General features: G+C 38.3%; 24 protein-coding genes and 4 tRNA genes. 16 read left to right on the plus strand and 12 right to left on the minus strand.

The genetic code is table 11. The annotated features are described in order from the left end of the window. Positions 1–114 precede the first annotated feature (114 nt). The 9 genes from AB2N10_RS01350 (at position 115) to AB2N10_RS01390 (ending at position 4,565) form a co-directional block, all read left to right on the plus strand. Positions 115–1,272 carry an FAD-dependent monooxygenase gene (locus AB2N10_RS01350; RefSeq protein ID WP_369434203.1) on the plus strand — a complete coding sequence of 386 codons (1,158 nt, stop codon included), beginning with the start codon at positions 115–117 and terminating at the stop codon, positions 1,270–1,272. 182 nt (positions 1,273–1,454) lie between these two features. Next, positions 1,455–1,964, plus strand: coding sequence for a sigma-70 family RNA polymerase sigma factor (locus AB2N10_RS01355; RefSeq protein ID WP_354625302.1), 510 nt, complete (start codon positions 1,455–1,457; stop codon positions 1,962–1,964). Next, positions 1,957–2,670: a DUF3379 family protein gene (locus tag AB2N10_RS01360; RefSeq protein ID WP_354624768.1), complete on the plus strand. Its 714-nt coding sequence runs from the start codon at positions 1,957–1,959 to the stop codon at positions 2,668–2,670. The genes AB2N10_RS01355 and AB2N10_RS01360 overlap by 8 nt, the downstream gene beginning before the upstream one ends. A gap of 147 nt (positions 2,671–2,817) precedes the next feature. Next, positions 2,818–2,893 (plus strand) — tRNA-Asn (locus AB2N10_RS01365). A gap of 63 nt (positions 2,894–2,956) precedes the next feature. After that, positions 2,957–3,032 (plus strand) — tRNA-Asn (locus tag AB2N10_RS01370). A gap of 68 nt (positions 3,033–3,100) precedes the next feature. Beyond that, a tRNA-Asn gene (locus tag AB2N10_RS01375) sits at positions 3,101–3,176 on the plus strand. 68 nt (positions 3,177–3,244) lie between these two features. Further along, a tRNA-Asn gene (locus AB2N10_RS01380) sits at positions 3,245–3,320 on the plus strand. Between the two features lie 152 nt (positions 3,321–3,472). Next, on the plus strand, positions 3,473–3,886 hold the full coding sequence (locus AB2N10_RS01385) for a CidA/LrgA family protein (RefSeq protein ID WP_354624769.1): 414 nt from the start codon (positions 3,473–3,475) through the stop codon (positions 3,884–3,886). Between the two features lies 1 nt (position 3,887). Further along, a complete protein-coding gene (locus AB2N10_RS01390; protein WP_354624770.1) occupies positions 3,888–4,565 on the plus strand; it encodes an LrgB family protein in 678 nt (225 codons plus the stop codon). Positions 4,566–4,638: 73 nt separating this feature from the next. Here AB2N10_RS01390 and purN read toward each other — a convergent pair whose 3' ends face one another. Together purN and purM are read right to left on the minus strand one after the other, a co-directional pair. Beyond that, positions 4,639–5,301 (minus strand): phosphoribosylglycinamide formyltransferase, encoded by a 663-nt coding sequence (gene purN, locus AB2N10_RS01395; protein WP_354624771.1) that lies wholly within the window; start codon positions 5,299–5,301, stop codon positions 4,639–4,641. 6 nt (positions 5,302–5,307) lie between these two features. Further along, positions 5,308–6,348 (minus strand): phosphoribosylformylglycinamidine cyclo-ligase, encoded by a 1,041-nt coding sequence (gene purM, locus AB2N10_RS01400; RefSeq protein ID WP_354624772.1) that lies wholly within the window; start codon positions 6,346–6,348, stop codon positions 5,308–5,310. Between the two features lie 283 nt (positions 6,349–6,631). Here purM and AB2N10_RS01405 point away from each other — a divergent pair, with 283 nt between their 5' ends. Next, positions 6,632–7,687 carry a DUF2066 domain-containing protein gene (locus AB2N10_RS01405; RefSeq protein WP_354624773.1) on the plus strand — a complete coding sequence of 352 codons (1,056 nt, stop codon included), beginning with the start codon at positions 6,632–6,634 and terminating at the stop codon, positions 7,685–7,687. 12 nt (positions 7,688–7,699) lie between these two features. Next, a complete protein-coding gene (hda, locus tag AB2N10_RS01410) occupies positions 7,700–8,428 on the plus strand; it encodes a DnaA inactivator Hda (protein WP_369434204.1) in 729 nt (242 codons plus the stop codon). Between the two features lie 2 nt (positions 8,429–8,430). On the opposite strand, the gene AB2N10_RS01415 is transcribed toward hda, so the two are convergent. The 5 genes from AB2N10_RS01415 to AB2N10_RS01435 are packed head-to-tail and all read right to left on the minus strand — an operon-like array spanning position 8,431 to position 11,015. Further along, positions 8,431–8,808 carry a DUF2069 domain-containing protein gene (locus AB2N10_RS01415; protein WP_354624774.1) on the minus strand — a complete coding sequence of 126 codons (378 nt, stop codon included), beginning with the start codon at positions 8,806–8,808 and terminating at the stop codon, positions 8,431–8,433. Between the two features lie 58 nt (positions 8,809–8,866). Then, a complete protein-coding gene (gene arsC, locus AB2N10_RS01420) occupies positions 8,867–9,217 on the minus strand; it encodes an arsenate reductase (glutaredoxin) (protein WP_354624775.1) in 351 nt (116 codons plus the stop codon). 32 nt (positions 9,218–9,249) lie between these two features. Beyond that, positions 9,250–9,690 (minus strand): YcgN family cysteine cluster protein, encoded by a 441-nt coding sequence (locus tag AB2N10_RS01425; protein WP_354624776.1) that lies wholly within the window; start codon positions 9,688–9,690, stop codon positions 9,250–9,252. A gap of 7 nt (positions 9,691–9,697) precedes the next feature. After that, complete coding sequence (locus AB2N10_RS01430; protein ID WP_354624777.1) at positions 9,698–10,729, minus strand: lytic murein transglycosylase; 1,032 nt, start codon at positions 10,727–10,729, stop codon at positions 9,698–9,700. Then, on the minus strand, positions 10,716–11,015 hold the full coding sequence (locus AB2N10_RS01435; RefSeq protein WP_354624778.1) for a YcgL domain-containing protein: 300 nt from the start codon (positions 11,013–11,015) through the stop codon (positions 10,716–10,718). The genes AB2N10_RS01430 and AB2N10_RS01435 overlap by 14 nt, the downstream gene beginning before the upstream one ends. 128 nt (positions 11,016–11,143) lie before the next feature. On the opposite strand from AB2N10_RS01435, the gene minC reads away from it, so the two are divergent. Genes minC through minE form a run of 3 tightly spaced genes read left to right on the plus strand, consistent with a single transcriptional unit; the run spans position 11,144 to position 12,982 of the window. Then, the gene (gene minC, locus AB2N10_RS01440) at positions 11,144–11,869 is read left to right on the plus strand and encodes a septum site-determining protein MinC (protein WP_369434205.1); all 726 of its coding nucleotides are present in this window, start codon (positions 11,144–11,146) and stop codon (positions 11,867–11,869) included. Between the two features lie 17 nt (positions 11,870–11,886). Further along, positions 11,887–12,699: a septum site-determining protein MinD gene (gene minD / locus AB2N10_RS01445; protein ID WP_354624780.1), complete on the plus strand. Its 813-nt coding sequence runs from the start codon at positions 11,887–11,889 to the stop codon at positions 12,697–12,699. A gap of 1 nt (position 12,700) precedes the next feature. Further along, positions 12,701–12,982, plus strand: coding sequence for a cell division topological specificity factor MinE (minE, locus tag AB2N10_RS01450; RefSeq protein ID WP_354624781.1), 282 nt, complete (start codon positions 12,701–12,703; stop codon positions 12,980–12,982). A 61-nt stretch (positions 12,983–13,043) separates the two neighbouring features. On the opposite strand, the gene AB2N10_RS01455 is transcribed toward minE, so the two are convergent. From AB2N10_RS01455 to AB2N10_RS01465, 3 genes are all read right to left on the minus strand, one after another. Beyond that, entirely contained in the window at positions 13,044–14,096 is a 1,053-nt protein-coding gene (locus AB2N10_RS01455; RefSeq protein WP_354624782.1) for an aldo/keto reductase, read from the minus strand. Between the two features lie 113 nt (positions 14,097–14,209). Beyond that, the gene (locus tag AB2N10_RS01460; RefSeq protein ID WP_354624783.1) at positions 14,210–14,830 is read right to left on the minus strand and encodes a LysE family translocator; all 621 of its coding nucleotides are present in this window, start codon (positions 14,828–14,830) and stop codon (positions 14,210–14,212) included. A 115-nt stretch (positions 14,831–14,945) separates the two neighbouring features. Further along, the gene (locus tag AB2N10_RS01465; protein ID WP_354624784.1) at positions 14,946–16,391 is read right to left on the minus strand and encodes a M48 family metalloprotease; all 1,446 of its coding nucleotides are present in this window, start codon (positions 16,389–16,391) and stop codon (positions 14,946–14,948) included. A gap of 124 nt (positions 16,392–16,515) precedes the next feature. Between AB2N10_RS01465 and AB2N10_RS01470 the strand changes: the two genes are divergently transcribed. After that, entirely contained in the window at positions 16,516–16,749 is a 234-nt protein-coding gene (locus tag AB2N10_RS01470) for a sulfurtransferase TusA family protein (protein ID WP_354624785.1), read from the plus strand. 25 nt (positions 16,750–16,774) lie between these two features. Continuing rightward, complete coding sequence (locus AB2N10_RS01475; protein WP_369434206.1) at positions 16,775–17,845, plus strand: AI-2E family transporter; 1,071 nt, start codon at positions 16,775–16,777, stop codon at positions 17,843–17,845. A gap of 59 nt (positions 17,846–17,904) precedes the next feature. Here AB2N10_RS01475 and bcp read toward each other — a convergent pair whose 3' ends face one another. Together bcp and uspE are read right to left on the minus strand one after the other, a co-directional pair. Further along, positions 17,905–18,369: a thioredoxin-dependent thiol peroxidase gene (gene bcp, locus AB2N10_RS01480; protein ID WP_354624788.1), complete on the minus strand. Its 465-nt coding sequence runs from the start codon at positions 18,367–18,369 to the stop codon at positions 17,905–17,907. 11 nt (positions 18,370–18,380) lie between these two features. Then, a complete protein-coding gene (uspE, locus tag AB2N10_RS01485; RefSeq protein ID WP_354624789.1) occupies positions 18,381–19,316 on the minus strand; it encodes a universal stress protein UspE in 936 nt (311 codons plus the stop codon). Positions 19,317–19,359: the final 43 nt, after the last annotated feature.

Here is a 19,359-nt window from a genome sequence, read left to right on the forward strand (position 1 = left end):
TGTTTAGATCTTAGTTGATCCCTCCCTAAGTTCAGTATAAAGAAAGATAGTTGCTTATAATAAGCTTTGTTATAGTAACGCTATTAATTGAAATACCTAGTTGAGGAAGGTTTAGTGCAAAATAGAGAAGTTATTGTTGTTGGCGGTGGGATGGTCGGTGCGCTTACTGCTTTGCTATTGGCACAGCTAGGTAATAAGGTTAAGTTGATCGAAAAGTCTCCCTGTATCAGACCTATGGAAAATGATGGTTTTGATTTACGTGTTTCTGCTTTTAGTGCGCAAAGTAAAAATATACTCGTAGCAGCGGGTATTTGGGATGATCTACCCAAATCGCGGTTATGTGCCTATCAGAGATTACAAACCTGGGAGAAAAGTAGTGAAAAATTGTGCTTTGATAGTCAAGCTGTTGGTCTCGAGGCTTTAGGGTATATCGCCGAAAATAGGCTTATTCAATCTGCTTTGTGGGATAAATTAAAACAGCTTGATAATGTCTGTTTGTACGAAAAAAGGCAGGTAAAAAAAATTGTCAATGGTTATGCAGAGGTCTCTCTCCTATTAGATGACGAGCAGAGTCTGAGAGCTGACTTATTAATTGCCTGTGACGGTGGGAATTCAGCGGTTCGGCAATTATTGCAGATCGGTATTACGGCTTGGGATTATCGCCAACAATGCCTGCTCATCACAATTAAAACAGATATTGCGCAGCAAAATATCACTTGGCAAGAGTTTCGAGAGAGCGGCCCCTGCGCCTTTTTACCCTTAGCGAATAACAATGCCTGTTTAGTTTGGTACCATAAACCACAAAAAATAAAACAGTTACAATCACTTTCTAATGAGCAACTTAAGCTCGCTATCTTACAAGAATTTCCTGCTCTATCCTTTGATTTTTCAGTACAAGATAAAGGTGGCTTTCCGTTAACTCGTCGTCATGCTCAGCGTTATTATCAAGGCCGTTGTGTGTTATTAGGTGATGCTGCACATACCATTAACCCTTTAGCTGGGCAGGGGGTTAACTTAGGTTTTAAAGATGTGCAATGCCTCGTTGATTTATTGCAACATTGTGCTGATTTACCTATCAATAATATATTACAACGCTATCAATCAATGCGTAAACCCGCTAACTTAGTGATGCAGACTGCGATGGATCTGTTTTACAAAAGCAGTAAATCAGAGTTACCACTATTACGTATTTTACGTAAAGGGGTGTTATCGGCAGCTCAGCATAGTGGTGGGTTAAAAAATAAAGTAATGAAATATGCGATGGGATTGTAAGGCTTGAAGATAGGCGAAGCATGGTAAAGCGCATTACTTAGTATATAAAATGGGTGTTCGCTCGTGTACTGCAATGTTAGTATTTGTTTCTACATATTTAAAAATTTTACAAAGGGACACTGTTATTGAATTTATTTACTCGCCAGCGCAATAAAAAAGTGGTGTCAACGGTCTTGTTAGATATGAATAGAAAACAAAAGCGTTACGAAGCACTCGTACATATCTACAGCCCAGACCTTTATCGCTATGCATATTGGATTTGTCATGATCCTGACGTTGCGCAAGATTTGGTGCAAGAGACATGTTTACGTGCATGGAAGAATTTAGATAGCTTACAAGATGATAAGTCTGCTAAAGGCTGGCTGTTTACCATCTTGCGTCGGGAAAATGCCCGTCGTTTTGAGCGAAAGCAGTTGCCGTTGGTTGATATCGATGATTATGAGGTGGCTGGACCATCTGATTCAGATCGTGATATGGATAATGAGCTATTAATACGTAAAATATCTATGTTATCGGTTGAATATAAAGAGCCTTTATTGTTGCAACTTATTGCTGGTTTTAGTGCTGAGGAGATCGCTGTACAGTTGGACCTCAATAAAAACACCGTATTAACAAGATTGTTTAGAGCAAAAAATTTATTAAAATCATCACTGGAAACAGTGCAAGAAGAAGGTGAAAAAGCAAATGGATGATATCTTATTTCGTCATACAGCCGTTGCCACACCAAACGATAAAAGTGAAGCATTTTTGCAGCGCCAAGAAGCCGTAGAACAAGATAAAGCCTTGGTCAAAGAAGCTAAGCTGTTTGACGCGAAGTTACAGTCTTTATTGAAAGTAGATGTACCTGAAGAGCTAAGTAATAAAATTTTGCTAGAACAAAGTTTTGTTGTTGAACATGAAAGGGTATTAAGCAGTCGTTGGCATGTCGCTATCGCGGCATCCATTGCATTTATAATAGGCATTAGTTTACCCTTATTAAATAACATTAAGTTGGCACCTGCCGATATAGGGCAGGTAGCGCTGCAGCATGTTCAAGAAGAGTACTATTTTACTGACAAACTTAATGAACAAGCGTCCATCACCACAGTTAACGCCAAATTGGCGAGCTATGGCGCGCAATTGCAAAGTGACATTGGTGAAGTGTTATATGTTAATTACTGCTCATTTGAAGGGATACCGGCTTTGCACATGATTGTTCAAGGTGAAAAGGGAAAAGTGACCGTCTTTGTTGTCCCTGAAGATGCGCAGTTTACAGAAACAGCAAAATTTAATAATCAGCATTTAAAAGGTATTACGGAAAAAATGGGGCGTGCCAATGTCGTTATCGTTGGTGAAAAAAATGAACCCCTAGAAAAAATGCAGCATAAGCTTGAAACAAATGTTGTTTGGAATATTTAAATTCGTTTATGGGAAGCGACGAATAAATATCAACTAAAGGTGTTATTTTGTGATTGGTTGCTTGAAATATCAGCAACCAATTTTTTTATCTCTGTTTTCGGTTGACAGAAAGAAACGCAAAAAATATACTGCGCCCGTCTTAACGATTCCTCTTTAGCTCAGTTGGTAGAGCAACGGACTGTTAATCCGTGTGTCGCTGGTTCAAGCCCAGCAAGAGGAGCCACTTTCTTCAGTTTGATTCGCATCAGGCTGAACGTGTGAAACCACGTAAAAATAAATAAACAATTCCTCTTTAGCTCAGTTGGTAGAGCAACGGACTGTTAATCCGTGTGTCGCTGGTTCAAGCCCAGCAAGAGGAGCCACTTTCTTCAGTTTGATTCGCATCAGGCTGAACGTGCGAAACCACGTAAAAATAAATAAAATAAACAATTCCTCTTTAGCTCAGTTGGTAGAGCAACGGACTGTTAATCCGTGTGTCGCTGGTTCAAGCCCAGCAAGAGGAGCCACTTTCTTTAGTTTGATTCGCATCAGGCTGAACGTGTGAAACCACGTAAAAATAAATAAAATAAACAATTCCTCTTTAGCTCAGTTGGTAGAGCAACGGACTGTTAATCCGTGTGTCGCTGGTTCAAGCCCAGCAAGAGGAGCCACTTTGAAACCTAAGCTTAGTTGATAAGCTTAGGTTTTTTTTTACTTCTAATTTTTTGTCGCTATTAGCAATTACTGTAAACTGCTAACGAATAAGTGTTTTTATTTCTGTGTACTGCTATTATTTAGAGATTATTTTTTAAAAACATTCACTATGATTAATAACAATAAAAAAATACATATTACTGCTCGTTTGTCCGCTTTTATCCATGCAAGCATTGATTTTTTGCGTGGATTTCTGCTTATTCTACTGTTCTTAATCATTGGTAAAGTTATTAGTGCTTATCTACCTATTCCTTTTCCTGGTAGTATTATCGGCTTAGTTTTACTCTTTATTGGGCTATCTACCTCACTTGTTAAAAGTAAATGGATCATGATGTCCGGTAATTTTATTTTAAAATATATGGCATTGCTCTTTATCCCTATTGGAGTCGGTTTGTTAAATTACTTTGAACTGATTCTTGATAATTGGCTTGTTATTGTTTGCTCTTTATTGTTTACCACTTTTCTTATTTTGTTTGTTATTGGCCATTTTTATCAATTTTTGAATAAAGAAAAGGATATGTAGTTTGTTTTTTTATCTTGCATTACCGTTAACATTATTAGTTTTTTTTGCATGCCGACATTTACATGCAAAAAGAGCATGGCCCATTTTTAATCCCGTACTATTGTCAATCGCTTCTCTAATTGCTATTCATTATCTGTTTGCTTTGGATTTTCGTGATTATGAACGCGGAGCCTATCCATTGACCGCTTTATTAGAGCCTGCAGTCGTTGCGTTAGCATTGCCGCTCTATTTACAGCTTCATTTGATTAAGGCGAAATTAAAGGGGATTTTGCTCGCCTGTTTATTATCGGTGGTGAGTGCTTTTTGCTGTGCTTTTTATATTATGCCATTGCTTGGTGCCGATCTCGTTACGTCGGCATCTGTTGCCGCTCAGTCAGTTACTACGCCGATTGCAATGGAAATTAGCCGAAGTTTAGGTGGGATAATTTCATTAACGGCTGCGATGGTTATCTTTGCTGGTATTATTGGGGCTAGTGTTGGTCTGGGCTTTCTAAGTTTGGTGGGGGTTCACGATAAGCAGGCGCAGGGGGTTGCCATTGGCTGCGCTTCGCATGCGTTGGGGACAGCAAAAGTACTTGAGGTGGATCAAGTGTCAGGGGCTTTTTCTTCGGTAGCGTTAATACTTTGTGCGATATTGTCCGCGCTACTAATGCCTGTTTTTTACGTAATACTTTTTTAAAATATTTTAAAAATGCCAATCAAAAAAATAGCCGAGTAAAACCTCGGCTATTTATTACCTATGACATTAAACATTAATCTGCGGCATAGCCACTGCTAGGAAGGATATTACCATCCAGCACCGCTTGCCCATTAATCATGGATAAGCGGCCTGTTATAAACCACTGTACAACTAAGGGATAGATTAAGTGTTCTTGTGTTAACACCCGTTCAGCTAAGTCTGTGATTTCATCTTCAGGAAATACAGGCACTTTGGCCTGTAATACCGTCGGTCCACTGTCTAACTCTGGTGTAACAAAATGCACACTTGCTCCGTGCTCTTTATCTCCTGCTTCAATTGCTCTTTGATGTGTTTTTACACCAGTATATTTGGGCAGTAATGAAGGGTGGATGTTAAGCATTTTGCCAAAGTATTTATTTACAAATGCAGCACTTAAAATGCGCATAAAGCCAGCCATTACAATCAAATCAGGCTGTAGAGTATCAATTGTTTCGCTTAATAGCGCATCGTACTCTTCGCGTAGCATGCCTGGCACACTTTCAATGATTTTAGTGGGAATGTTGGCTTCTTGAGCTAGCTGTAAACCATAAGCATCAGCTTTATTGCTAATAACGGCAACGAGCTCAGCAGTTTGCTGAGCAAATGTTTTGTTATGCACTTTATCGATGATAGCTTGCAGATTACTGCCATTTCCAGAAATAAGTACGACTATCTTTTTAGTTGTTAAAGTTGTCATAAATACCTAGTTTATCTCTACCTGCGCTTCATTTTCAGCTGCGTTTTCTATGTGTCCTAATACCCAAGCGTTTTCGCCTTGTGCTGACAAAATCTCAACTGCTTTCTCTTTTTCACTATCAGGTACAACGATCATTAAGCCAACACCACAGTTAAATGTGCGATACATCTCTTCTGTTTCAACATTGCCATTTTCTTGTAACCAATTAAATATTTCAGGCCATTGCCAACTTTTCCCATCGATAACAGCTTTGCTACCGGCAGGTAATACGCGTGGAATATTTTCCCAAAAACCACCGCCAGTGATGTGTGAGATCGCATGTACTGGACAGTTTTTAATGAGTTCTAAGGTTGATTTTACGTAAATTTTAGTCGGCGTTAATAGCGTTTCACCAAGGGTTGACTCACCAAATGCCGCGCTTGTGTCTGCTTCCGAGACTTCTAAAATTTTACGAATTAAAGAGTAGCCATTTGAATGAGGGCCACTTGAAGCAACCGCGATTAATGCATCACCAGCAGCCACTTTTGTCCCATCGATGACTTCTGATTTTTCAACAACGCCAACACAAAAGCCGGCTATATCATAATCATCACCTTCATACATACCTGGCATTTCAGCTGTTTCACCACCGATAAGTGAGCAATTTGAAAGCTCACAACCCGCGCCAATACCTGTTACTACATCTGCTGCTACGTCAACATCAAGTTTACCTGTTGCATAGTAGTCTAAGAAAAATAGTGGCTCGGCACCTTGTACAATAAGGTCGTTAACACACATGGCCACGAGATCGATACCAACGGTATCATGTTTTTTTAAATCAATTGCCAGACGCAGTTTTGTACCTACACCATCGGTACCTGCAACTAATAAAGGCTCTTTATACCCGGTTGGTAGCTGACACAAAGCACCAAAACCACCTAAACCTCCCATTACTTCTGGGCGTTTAGTGCGTTTTGCTACACTTTTAATACGTTCAACTAATGCTGTACCCGCGTCAATATCAACGCCAGCGTCTTTATAGCTTAAAGAGGTTTTTTCCTTGCTCACTTGCAATCCCCGCAGAATTTAAAAGCGATTGTCGCTTTTATTGAATTTATGACCGGGGGTATTTTAGCATTTATATGAGCAGGATCTAATGATTTATCAATTGATTTTAAATTTGATTATGAATTTATTCTATTTTCGATGAAATTAGCCGTTTTTTCCGTTGAGATAGAAGCTGTTTTAGGGGAATTGATAAGTTTGACCATTTTATTGTTATTATCACCTTGCAATACAATTAGATCTGCTTATGATCTAATTTTGTCCCTTGCTATTGGTAGTTAGATTAATGAGAGTAATTGTTGTGTTACGCAGTTTATGTATTTTACTTTTTTTATTTAGTTGTTTAATTAATGCCACTCAATTTGACGACCCTTATCAAGGGTATATTGTTGTCGAAAATCAAAATGAAGCGCAATTAAAGTCATTAGCACTTAAGCAAGTGTTGATAAAAGTTTCTGGTAATAAGGAAATAACAGCGCTTAGCGATAGTAATAGCTTATTTCAAAATATCAATACCATGCTTTCTCAATATGGTTATGTGAACTTAGGTAGCACACGTTATTTTACGGCTGTCTTTGATAAACATAAAATTAATCAAGCGCTAACAGATATGCAGCAATCTATTTGGGGAGATACCCGACCAATAACGCTAGTCTGGTTAATTAGTGATGGACAAGGTGAGCGAAAGCTTGTTTCCGACAATGTGATCACCAGTGCGAGCGATAATGTCTTGTCACAAACGTTGCAAAATGAACAGCTAAATCGTGGTATTAAATTACAGTTTCCTTTGATGGATCTTGATGATAATTTGGCTATCTCTGTTTCCGATGTTTCTGGGCGTTTTTATGGGCAAATAGCCTCAGCCTCAATGCGCTACAATACGAATCATTTTGTGGTCGCTCAATGGCAGGAAGATAGTACCTCGATGGGGACGTTAACATGGCAGCTAGTGACTTATAATGAGCAAAATAAACAGAGTAGAGTACTTATAAACGAAGAGTCTCGCGGTAGTAAAGAGTCATTGATAACTGCGATGATTGATAAAGTCGCTGATTATTATGCCGGTCAATATGCGATTTCTATTAATCCAGATGGAGAGTTGAGTCAGACGATTACCGTTAATGGTATTACGTCTCTTGCCCAGCTCACCGAATTGACGGCCTTATTGGGGAATTTATTATCAGTATCAAGTTATTCAATTGCGCATGTGGATGTTTCTACCGTCACTATAGATATACAAGTAAATGGTGGACTAGATAGTTTCAAAAATGGCCTTCTTGCTCAGCCTCATTTACAAGCAGAACTATCAGATAGTAACGAATTTAACTTTAATTGGCGTTAATTGGGGAGCAATATGCCGCAGGATGAATTGCGCTTTCAATATCCATTACTAGCACTAAAATTACCCGATGATGAAACATTTGCTAGTTTTTACCCGGGACAAAATGCAGATCTATTAACGCAACTAAAAAACAGTGTCGTTGGACTAGGTGTTCCTGTCTTATATATGTGGGGGGAGTCTGGAAGTGGACGTTCACACCTGTTACATGCCCTTTGCTCTGAAGTTGATGAACGGGGCGATAGTGTAGCCTATATCCCCTTGCATCATTATCAGGGGATGACCTTAGATATTTTTGAGAATATGGAGTCAGTCACACTGCTGTGTATTGATAATATTGATGCGATAGCGGGTAATGCCAAATGGGAAAAAGCGCTATTTGATTTTTATAATCGTTGGTCCGATAGTGAAAAAAGTCGTCCAGCAGGTTCAAGTTTGGTATTGTGTGCGAGTAATTTACCTAAAAAATTGGGGATTAAGCTTGACGATTTAGTATCTAGGCTTGAGTGGGGGGCCTGTTATCACTTAGCCTCTTTGAGCGATGAAGAGAAACTTGGTGCATTGCAACTTCGTGCGCAATTAAAAGGAATGAAATTGCCCGTAGATGTTGGGCGGTTCTTATTAAATCGTCTATCGAGGGAAATGAAAACATTATTAACAACTCTTGACCGTCTTGATAACGCGTCCTTGGTGGCCAAGCGTAAGTTGACCATTCCATTTGTAAAAGAGGTGTTAGACCTTTAATTTTATTGTTTTTTTTTCCGGATACTTAACCCTAACTCTTGCCCTTTATATTTTGCATAATAGATACCCCCAATTAAAAAGAGAAGGGTTAATAATAACTCAATACCTGCCAGTATTCTTTCCGTCTCAGAGCTAATTAAAATCACAATCCCATGCATTAGGTAAAATAGCGCAATAAAGCCACTCCATGCATAAGTATAGGGGGAACCCTTGATTATTCCCTTCAAGGGAAATAAGAGAGGAATAAGCCAAATTGCACTAACAAGCCATCCAGAAAGGTTTAATGTAGGTGGTGATAACCATAGATGCCAACAAGGTATGAGGAGCAATAGCCCAAAATAGCCTATTTTTGCTGACAATCGGTAATGTTCTATTTTCATGTTGGTAACTTAATCAATAATAGATGTTATTAAAGGGGATTGTTGCCCCTTTAACCATTTAGATAATAGCAAGAACCGTTTCTGGTGGGCGACCAATTGCAGCTTTGCCATTGGCAATAACAATGGGACGTTCAATTAGCTTAGGGTTATTTATCATTGCCGTCAGTAAAACCGATTCGTCTTTCTCATCTTGTAAAGCTAATGTACTATATAACGCTTCTTTAGTGCGCATCAGTTGTCGCGCAGAAGTGAAGCCTAACTGTGAGATAATTTGCTGTAATGTCGCCTTCGTTGGTGGCGTATCAAGGTATTTTATTATTTCGATCGAATCACTTTTACCTTCAATAAGGGCTAAGGTTTCGCGACTTTTCGAACAACGGGGATTATGGTAAATGATAATATCTGTCATGGTTACTCCTTATTTAGTGTATCTTTCTTATATTATTCAGCAGGCCAAAGCACAATGTAATCTTCCAGGTTTTCCGGATCAATCGTTGTCTCTGAGATAATTTTTCCACGAATGGATGCACCTGCTTTATGCATGGCTGATTTACTGCCTGTGAGTAAGGGGTGCCATGCCGGTAATGCTTTACCTTCAACGAGTAAGCGATAAGCACAGCTGCCTGGTAGCCAATGAAATTGGTTAATATCATCTAGCGAAATTTTGACGCAATCTTTGACTAATTTAAAACGTTGATCATATTTTTTACATTGACATGATTTAGTATTTAATAAATGACAAGCTACATTGGTAAAATATAGCTCTTCTGTATCATCATCAATTATTTTATTTAGACAACACTTCCCGCATCCATCGCATAATGATTCCCATTCACTGGTAGTCATCTGAGAAAGTGTTTTTTCTTGCCAAAATTTAGCCATGTTGATCCTATTGTAATGGTGGTGCTATGCGAGGGTAGTTAATTCGTTCTGATAGATAGCTGACTGCCGTTGCAAAGTAGTAAGAACGATTCCAGTGCATTAATACACGGTAATTATTGTAAGCGAGGTAGACTCGACCGCTAGCATCATCCGGAATAACAATGGAGGCCATGATATCGACTTTTGGTAATGCGCTACCATCAAAGCGACGAATCCCTAGCGCTTGCCATTCGGGTAACGATTTTTGTTTGTCGAGTCCCGCTAACGTTACATCAAAATTTTCGGGCAATAAAATTTGTCGGCCCCACGTTTCTGTGGAATCCCAACCTTCTGTTTTTAAATAATTGGCCGCTGAAGCAAACACATCGGCATAATTATTCCAAATATCTTTTTTGCCATCACCATCGTAATCAACCGCATAATTTAAATAAGAGGTTGGCATAAATTGTACTTGCCCCATGGCGCCAGCCCATGAACCTAAAAAGTTATCTTGGCTAACATGGCCCTGTTGCAATATGGTTAATGCAGCAAATAATTGTTTTTTGAATAATGCTTCTCGACGTCCATCATAGGCCATGGTGGTTAAAGCGGAGATAATATAATGGTTACCCGTTAGTTTGCCGAAATTTGTTTCGATTCCCCATAGTGCAACGATAAAGCGGGGTTGTACGCCGTACTCTTTACCTATTTTGTGTAGTAGATGATAATGTTTTTTATAAGCTTCCCGAGCTTGTTCTATTTTCCAATTTGGTACAGCACGAGGAATATAAGTATCCAAGGTGAGTTTAAATTCTGGCTGTGCTTTATCTGATTTAATGCTGCGTTGAAGAAACTCTACGTTTTGAAATGCATTATCGACAACATTGGCATCAATACCTGCTGCCTTGGCTTCGCTCTTTAGTTGCTCAACATATTGTTCAAATGGTATTTTCTGCTGTTCCTCGGCCTGCACGAGTGATGTGCCAAATAAAAGTACTAATCCCGAAATATATAACTTTTTTAGTAAGGTGCAGCGATGTGCTGAGTTAATCAATTTCATTACTGTGTCCTTGTTGTTTTTTTTGCCATTTTTTGTGCTCAGCTAAATGGTCAATGGGTGGGGGAGGTAGTTGTAAATAATAACCAGTTTTTGTGATCGCAGAAAGGACATTTTTTGCCTCTGTTAACGCAAGTTTGGTTTCTTCTTTAATATTGAGTAAAGAGACTAGCTGTGGTGGACCAAATTGTGTAAGTAGCGCATCTGGTACCATCGAAAAGTCATCTCTTTTGGCGATAAAAAGATAAGTCTGTTGTTTACGAATACTTTTATATACAGCACATAACATAATAGTAATATAGCCCTTTACTTGCCTATTGTTATAGCAAACTATAACATGCCTAGATAATTAATTTTTATAGAAAATTACTGATTTTTTACGTCAGGCACTTACAATATTTTAAATATAGGATGATTATGGCATTGAAATCTTTAAATTTCACCTTGTTGGTGGTGGATATTGACAGTGAAGATCTGTCTGTTTTTTCTGATGTGCTTATTAAAAAACGGGCTATGGCACCAGATTTCTTTAATGGTGCACCGATTGTTATTAAAGTTGATAATGAAGCAATTAGCATCGATTTTGCCCAGTTACAAGCAATAGTGCATGAGCAGGCATTTATTTTAGTGGGGGTGACCGGAGAGCTTTCTGTATCACAAAAAGAGCAGTTAAAAGCAGCAAAAATTGCTATATTGAGCAGTTCTAAGCATAGTCCTCGTCGTGATAAAGTAGAAAAAGAAGTTGAAAGTGATATTGAAAGCAGTGGTGAGGTTGTCGTTGAACCCAGTGCATTTATTCCGCCGAGCATAAAAACAACAATTTATAGTGGACGTGTACGATCAGGGCAGCAGATTTATGCAAAGGAAAGTGATTTAGTCATCAATGGTGACGTTGGCGCAGGAGCCGAAGTGATTGCCGATGGAAGTGTTCACATATATGGTGCATTACGCGGTAAAGCATTGGCTGGTGCTATGGGCAATAAAAGTGCAGCAATATTCTGTCAAATATTGAGCCCTGAGCTTGTTTCTATTGCTGGTGTATATAAATTAAGTGATGATCTTGATACTCATTTTGTAGGTGGGAATTGTATGGTTTCATTACAAGATGAACAAATCGTATTAAACAAGTTAACTCAAATTTAATTAGTTAAGGAATGAAAATGGCAAAAGTTATTGTCGTAACATCTGGTAAGGGTGGGGTTGGAAAAACGACGAGTAGTGCTGCAATTGGCTGTGGCCTTGCAAAGAGTGGTGCTAAAACTGTCGTAATTGATTTTGATATAGGCTTACGTAATCTTGATTTAATTATGGGATGTGAACGCCGTGTTGTTTATGATCTTATCAATGTGATTAATGGTGAAGCAAATCTACAACAAGCATTAGTTAAAGATAAACGTATTAATGATTTGTATATACTGCCGGCATCACAAACAAGAAATAAAGATGCATTGACTAAAGAGGGTGTTGATAAAGTTATTTCCACCTTAAAAGAGGAAGGCTTTGAATATATTATTTGTGATTCCCCCGCTGGCATAGAGCAGGGGGCTATGATGGCTTTATACTTTGCTGATGAAGCGATTGTCACGACTAATCCAGAAGTATCCTCAGTACGAGATTCTGATCGTATAACGGGTATGTTATCTAGTAAATCATATCGTTCAGAACAACAACTTTCGCCAGTTAAAGTCCATTTGCTCATTACTCGCTACAGTCCTGAGCGTGTTGAAAGAGAGGAAATGCTAAGTATAGAGGATATTGATGATTTACTCGGTATTGAGTTGATAGGGGTTATTCCTGAATCTCAAGATGTGCTAAATGCATCAAATTTAGGTGAGCCAATTATTTTGAATCAAGAGTGCGATGCAGGAAAAGCATACCAAGATACGGTTGATCGTTTAATGGGTATTGAACGAGAGTTTCGTTTTATTACTCACCAGAAGAAAAGTTTTTTAAGCCGTATATTTGGAGGGTAAAATGGGAATATTACAGTACTTTAGACAAGAAAAACCAAAGAAAGGTAGTGCTAAACTTGCCAAAGATCGTTTGCAAATTATTGTTGCACATGAACATTCAAATGCCATTAGACCCGCTTATTTACCTGAAATGCAGCAAGAAATTATTGCAGTTATACGTAAATATATGGACATATCGAGTAATGATGTGACCTGTGAATTTACAGATAAAGCTGATGATGACATGTCTGTATTGGAAGTGAATGTGGCATTGCCTAAACACGCTCAAGAATTAATAAAGTAAGCGTGGCTAAGATGAATAAAAAGCTGTTCATTAAATTACAGCTTTTTATTCGGCAGGGTAATTAAAACGGTTGTGGATAAAGTTTAAGCACGTTATTAATATCACCAAGTGTTTGTGTACTCAATGGTTTAGAGAAGGCTTCTATATCCTCTTTCAATTGGTCCATTCTTGTCGCACCGATGATAGTCGAAGTGACGCCATCAACTTGATTGCACCATGCTAACGCGAGTTGTGCCGTTGTCATATTGTTTTGCTGTGCAATTTCGCCATAAGCTTTGATTGCTTGGTGCGCTGTGGCTGTGTCTCTGAATAAACTATTGCGTTGTGCAAAAGTCCAACGGCTCCCTGCTGGGCGTGCATTATTTTGATACTTGCCACTTAACATACCTCCAGCAAGAGGGGACCAAGGCAAGTAGGCGATATCTTCATGCACACAATTTTCTATTAAATAGGGCCAATCTTTAGTGTGTAGCAAGTTAAATTCATTTTGAATGGATACCATTCGGGGTAAATCGTGTTTTGCACTTAACTTCAGGTAGGTATTTATTCCCCACGGAGAATCGTCCGATAGTCCACAAAAGCGAATTTTACCAGCCGCTATGCAGCGTTGTAGACCCTTTAAAATATCTAGCATTTGGGCATTTTGGTCTGCGCTTTTAGCATCACTGAATTTAAACTGATTAGGCCAGTGCTTGCCGAAATGTGGTGAAGTGCGGTTCGGCCAATGCAACTGAAATAGGTCGATATAATCAGTTTTTAAACGTTTAAGTGATGCCTCGACCGCTTTCTCAACGGCCGCGCCCGTTATTGGGCCTCCATCACGCACCCAAGGGAGTCCTGCTCCTGCAATTTTGCTGGCAAGAATAATTTTTTTTCTCTCTGTTTTGTTGGCATCCAACCAGTTACCAATAATCGTTTCTGTTTTGCCATAAGTTTCAGGTGAGGGCGGCACGGCATACATTTCTGCAGTATCAATAAAGTTGATGCCCTGTGCAAGAGCGTGTTCTATCTGCGTATTGGCTTCTTGTTGATTATTTTGTAATCCCCAAGTCATGCTGCCTAAGCAGATGCGTGAAACGGAAAGGCCACTGCTGCCTAATGTCGAATATTCCATGGTAATTCCTCAATAAATCAAAAATAACTATACTTCAATTTTTTGCCTCGCATCTCGGTACTCTTTTTCTTGCTGACTTTGCATCTTGAACTCTCATGGGTATAAAGATAGCCTTAAATTACCACTAACCAAAGTGCAATACCTATCATAAGAGTACCTGCTATTCTATTCATTAATATGATATTACCGCGTTGTTGTAGTAAGTGACGTAAGGTTCTTCCTCCGGTTGCGTAAAGTAGCAAACAAATAAGTTCAAAGCATAATATAATAGCAATTAAAATCGTTGCTTGCGGATGTAGAGGTTGGCTAGAGTCAATAAATGGGGGAAGCAATGAAATGATAAACGCCCATCCCTTAGGATTGGCAATAGCGGTGATAAAGCCTTGCATTGCTAATGCTGGAGCAGATGTTTTTTGTGGGATGGAAAAATCCTCTTGGAGAGCCATTTTTCCACGTGATAACCATAGTTGAATGCCTAAATAACCAAGGTAGCTGCCACCAATATATTTAAGTGTTAAGAACAGCCCAGGGTTAGTTAACAAAATAGTGGCAACACCTATTAGCGCGGAAATACAAACGAGCGCGACCCCTGCTAATTCACCTACAATCATCCATAAACAGCGGCGAACGCCAATAGTCATGCCAAGCGTCATCGCTAGCGTCATGCACATACCTGGCGTTGCTGATACGGCAAAAAATGTAGGGGCAAAGATAAGTAAAACGGAAAGTTCCATTACAGCTCCATAGGATGCTATCTAAAGTTAGCATCGTCATCCATCATGTTGGTTCATTGAAATTAATTAAGTGGGGCCATTATAGCAATGGGAATCATCCAATAAATTAGTATTGTTACTTTTGTAAGGATCTTAATTTTAAATCATCTTTTTTATAATTTTCAATTTGAGCCGCATAACGAGCTTGATCTAACTTATTATCGGCATAAATAAGTGCGCTGCCCATTTCTTGACTTGCTTCTCTAAATTGACCTAATAAAGCTAAGTATTGCGCTTTACTCGCATGCTCTTTTGCCGGTTTTTTCATTTGACGATATAAATCTATTGCTAATTGATGTGCCAATATATTATTCGGATGTGTGCGAATAAACAGTGCTAGTTTTTCTTCTGCTTCTTGGTACTGTTTCGTCATTTGCAATATATTAACTAAATTCAGAGTGTAAACCGGGTTTTCAGGTGATTGCTTATAATAGGCTTGTAATACCTTAATTGCCTCTTCGGGTTTCTTTACGCTGATCGCCGTGTCGGCTAAAAGGTCGATGAAAAATAGGTTGCTGGGATTGTTTTTTAACAAAGCTAAAGTCATTTCATGAGCTTTTTCATAATCTTTATTTTGCAAATAAGCAAGAGTGAGACCATATTCAGCAGCTTCTTCAAGTTGATAGCTTTTATTTTTTAATTGATTTTGATAAAAGTTAATCGATGTTTGTGCAGGGGCATCATTGTAACGAACGATGATTCGTGCTTTGCTCAGCTGATAAGCTAAATTGTTTTTCACTTTTTTTACGGGAAATTGGCTTGCCCGAAGGCGAGATTCAGCCAGTCGTGTTTCTGGTATTGGGTGAGTTAATAGCATTTGTGGTGGCATGGTCGCGTATTTATATTTTTCTGCTAATTTAGAAAAAAAGTTAGCCATTCCATAGGGGTCATAACCTGCGTTTGCCAAGGTTTGTATGCCTATCCTGTCCGCCTCATATTCATTTTGGCGTGTATAATTTATTTGTGATTGCATGGATACTGCCATGCTTGTACTGAGTGCGGCTATACCTGCTGCAGGATTCACTAACGTAAGTAATACTGAGCCAGCTAATGCGGCTAGTGTCGTCGGGCTATTAATAGACTGCTGTTCTAACATACGCGCTAAATGACGTTGCGTAATATGTGCGATTTCGTGTGCGAGAACACTTGCCAATTCACTTTCATTTTTTGCATAGAGAAATAATCCAGTATGAATTTTTACATTTCCACCTAAAAATGCAGCAGCATTGATCTCTTTATCTTGGATAAGAAAAAAGTGAAAGGGTAATTTTACTGAATCGGCATGCGCGACAAGGTTATCGCCTAAATCATCAATATATTTATTCAGCACTGGATCATGGATAATAGGAAGTGCTTGATTTGCCATCATTCGAAAGGCCCAACCATATTCTTTTTCTTTATCTATGGTTAATGCAGAAGATCCTACGGTACCAATATCAGGCAGCTCTTGAGAGGCCGTTGCAATTGAACACCATAAAATAGAAAAAAGATAAAGTGAAAACGGGAATGATTTCTTAAACACGGTAACCACAAGCTAATAGAAAGATGATAAAAGAATAAACAAGCTGTAATATATTGCAAGCGATGATTGTCTTATATCAGTGGAAAGGTAATAATTATTAGTCGTTTTTAACCAGTAAAGAGATATGAAAATAATAGATTTACAATCAATGCGTTGTCCTATGTCTTTAATCATTGTTAAACAGTTTTTATTAGCGCAAAAAAAGGTAATATCAATCACTGAAAGCCACTCAGCTTGTTTACTGTTTGATAATTATCGAAGCCTGCAAGATATTAAAGACTATTTTGATAAAAAGGGCTATCAATATGTGATTAATGAGCACGAGAATATAATAAAGTTAGTTATTCATTTTAGTTAGTTTTTGAGTAGAGGTGCAAGGATTTATGTTTGGTCAATTAACACAATGGTACAAAAATCGCTTTGAAGATCCTAATTTAAGTGCTTTATTCCTATTACTTGCATTCGCTATTTTGATTTTTTATTTCTTGGGAAATATTCTTGTTCCTGTTTTCGTTGCTTTGGTACTTGCATACCTTCTTGATTGGCCTGTTAATTATCTTGTGCGTTGCAGATTAAACCGGACAGTTGCAACATTTTTAGTGATGCTTTTGTTTGTATCTGTTGCCATTTTTGCTTTCCTTGGGGTACTGCCAACAGTATTTAAACAAGGTGCTGAGTTAATCAAAGATTTACCTGCTATGTTTAATCAAATACAAGGTTATGTTTCAACTTTACCTGCACAATACCCGGATGTCATTGATCCTAATACCATTAACCAAATCGTTGTAAAGGTGCGTTCATATATATTAGAGAGTGGTGGATTTTTATTATCACAATCTTTTGCTTCTCTGTTAAATATTGCCGCGTTAATAATTTATGCTGTATTAGTGCCTATGATGATGGTTTTCATGCTTAAAGATAAAACATTTCTGATTGCTAGCTTTGTAAAATTCTTACCGCGTAACCGTAAATTGACCGATCAAGTTTGGGTGGAAATGAATGGTCAAATAATGAATTACATTCAAGGCAAAATCATAGAAATATTGATTGTTGGTGGTAGCACTTATATTACCTTTTTACTGATGGACTTACGTTACTCTGCGCTGCTAGCCTTGTTGGTTGGTTTGTCGGTTCTGATTCCTTATATAGGTGCTGCAGCTGTTACTATCCCGGTTGCGCTTGTTGCTCTTTTTCAATGGGGGGTGACCGCCGACTTTATTTACTTAATGGTCGCCTATGGATTAATTCAAGTTATTGATGGTAATTTAATTGTGCCTATTTTATTTTCAGAAGCCGTTAATTTACATCCCGTTGTCATTATTATGTCGGTGTTGGTTTTTGGTGGTTTGTGGGGATTTTGGGGGGTATTTTTTGCGATCCCCTTGGCGACTTTAGTTAAAGCAGTATTGAATGCTTGGCCCACTCAAGAACATTTAGAGCAATTAGATCAATAAATGGTTAATTGAGAATAGAGAAAAAGGGCATAATGCCCTTTTTATGTTAGGTAATGAGGCTATTTTTGTAGGTAATCTAACACGACTTGATGGTGTTCCTTGGTTTTGAATTTATCAAATACCTTTTCAATGACTCCCTGCTCATTAATTAAAAAACTGATTCGATGGATTCCATCATAGATTTTCCCCATAAATTTTTTCTCGCCCCATACGCCAAATGCCTCTGCAATGGCATGGTCTGGATCTGAAAGTAAGGGGAAATTCAGTGATTTTTTTTCAACGAAACTCGCTAATTTTTTCACTGGATCAGGGCTTACACCATAAACCACGGTATTGAATGCGGCAAGCTCCTCTTTGACATCACGTAAGCCACATGCCTGAGTAGTGCAGCCCGGTGTTAAGGCCCTTGGGTAAAAATAGATGAGTACTTTTTTACCTGATAAATCGGCTAGTGAGATGTTATTTTCTTGGTCATCTTGTAATGTAAATAGTGGTGCAGCATCACCTGCAATCAATCGTTTCATTGCTATTCCTGTTAAAGTGTAATTGGGCTTATAAAACCTTCTGGTTTCAAAGCGAGTAGATCACAATTCAAGTTATCAATAACTTGTTCGGCTGTATGCCCTAGTAATGTTGCGCTTAGTCCTGAACGACCTACCGTACCTAGAATAACAAGCTCAGCATCGATTTCTTTGGCAACCTCGCTGATAACATCCTCAGGTAAGCCTTGCATAAGGTGAGTACGTTGTTTTGATATTTTGTACTCCTGTGCATATTCATTAAGTGTTGTTTCATGAAATTTTTTTAAACCATCTTCATAGTTAACAGGATCAAATTCGGGAAGTTCTAACATGATATTCATCGGTGGGCTAGGATAGGCATTGACAATATGCACTTCTGCATTAATCACGTTTGCCATCGTTTTAGCTTCCGATAAAATTAGTTTATTGAGCTGGTTATGCTCATCGTCTTGAATGCTTTTGCAAGAAATTGCACAAAGGATTTTACCTTTTTCTGGCCATTTGTGATGTTTGACTAATAGTACGGGAACCGGGCATTTACGTAATAAATTCCAATCAGTTGGGGTAAATAAAATAGCGCTAAGCTTTGAGTGTTGATGTGTAGATTTTATGACTAAATCATAGTTGTTTTTTAAAACTTCAATAATTGCAGCTTGAAAAGGACGATTATGCCAGATAACTTCACAGGCAATATTGAGTCCTTTTTCTTGGTAGGGGAGAGCCACTGTTTCTAACCAGTCTTTGTTTTCTTTAATCACAATATTACGCATCGCTTGTCGTTCTTCTATTGAACTTAACGATGTCATTTCATAACTCAGGTCATAGCAGCATAAAAATAAAGTTATCTTGACGTTTTCTACTTTTTCAGCAATATCTGCGGCTCGTTCAAGCGCGGCTTGTTGCATTTTAGTTGGGTCAATAAATACTAAAAGATTATGATAATTAAACATAGTAAGCCTCATTAAATAGAAACAAGATACTTATAATTTAGAT

Origin of the sequence: Psychromonas sp. MME1, from assembly GCF_041080865.1 — a bacterium.
In the GTDB taxonomy this organism is placed as follows: Bacteria; Pseudomonadota; Gammaproteobacteria; order Enterobacterales; family Psychromonadaceae; genus Psychromonas.

Bases quoted from the DNA above. Each gene is read 5' to 3' on its own strand.
- AB2N10_RS01355 (WP_354625302.1), top strand. From the start codon at position 1,455: ATGAATAGAAAACAAAAGCGTTACGAAGCACTCGTACATATCTACAGC.
- AB2N10_RS01360 (WP_354624768.1), top strand. From the start codon at position 1,957: ATGGATGATATCTTATTTCGTCATACAGCCGTTGCCACACCAAACGAT.
- AB2N10_RS01385 (WP_354624769.1), top strand. From the start codon at position 3,473: ATGATTAATAACAATAAAAAAATACATATTACTGCTCGTTTGTCCGCT.
- purN (WP_354624771.1), bottom strand. From the start codon at position 5,301: ATGACAACTTTAACAACTAAAAAGATAGTCGTACTTATTTCTGGAAAT.
- AB2N10_RS01405 (WP_354624773.1), top strand. From the start codon at position 6,632: ATGAGAGTAATTGTTGTGTTACGCAGTTTATGTATTTTACTTTTTTTA.
- hda (WP_369434204.1), top strand. From the start codon at position 7,700: ATGCCGCAGGATGAATTGCGCTTTCAATATCCATTACTAGCACTAAAA.
- AB2N10_RS01415 (WP_354624774.1), bottom strand. From the start codon at position 8,808: ATGAAAATAGAACATTACCGATTGTCAGCAAAAATAGGCTATTTTGGG.
- arsC (WP_354624775.1), bottom strand. From the start codon at position 9,217: ATGACAGATATTATCATTTACCATAATCCCCGTTGTTCGAAAAGTCGC.
- AB2N10_RS01425 (WP_354624776.1), bottom strand. From the start codon at position 9,690: ATGGCTAAATTTTGGCAAGAAAAAACACTTTCTCAGATGACTACCAGT.
- AB2N10_RS01430 (WP_354624777.1), bottom strand. From the start codon at position 10,729: ATGAAATTGATTAACTCAGCACATCGCTGCACCTTACTAAAAAAGTTA.
- AB2N10_RS01435 (WP_354624778.1), bottom strand. From the start codon at position 11,015: ATGTTATGTGCTGTATATAAAAGTATTCGTAAACAACAGACTTATCTT.
- minC (WP_369434205.1), top strand. From the start codon at position 11,144: ATGGCATTGAAATCTTTAAATTTCACCTTGTTGGTGGTGGATATTGAC.
- minD (WP_354624780.1), top strand. From the start codon at position 11,887: ATGGCAAAAGTTATTGTCGTAACATCTGGTAAGGGTGGGGTTGGAAAA.
- minE (WP_354624781.1), top strand. From the start codon at position 12,701: ATGGGAATATTACAGTACTTTAGACAAGAAAAACCAAAGAAAGGTAGT.
- AB2N10_RS01455 (WP_354624782.1), bottom strand. From the start codon at position 14,096: ATGGAATATTCGACATTAGGCAGCAGTGGCCTTTCCGTTTCACGCATC.
- AB2N10_RS01460 (WP_354624783.1), bottom strand. From the start codon at position 14,830: ATGGAACTTTCCGTTTTACTTATCTTTGCCCCTACATTTTTTGCCGTA.
- AB2N10_RS01470 (WP_354624785.1), top strand. From the start codon at position 16,516: ATGAAAATAATAGATTTACAATCAATGCGTTGTCCTATGTCTTTAATC.
- AB2N10_RS01475 (WP_369434206.1), top strand. From the start codon at position 16,775: ATGTTTGGTCAATTAACACAATGGTACAAAAATCGCTTTGAAGATCCT.
- bcp (WP_354624788.1), bottom strand. From the start codon at position 18,369: ATGAAACGATTGATTGCAGGTGATGCTGCACCACTATTTACATTACAA.
- uspE (WP_354624789.1), bottom strand. From the start codon at position 19,316: ATGTTTAATTATCATAATCTTTTAGTATTTATTGACCCAACTAAAATG.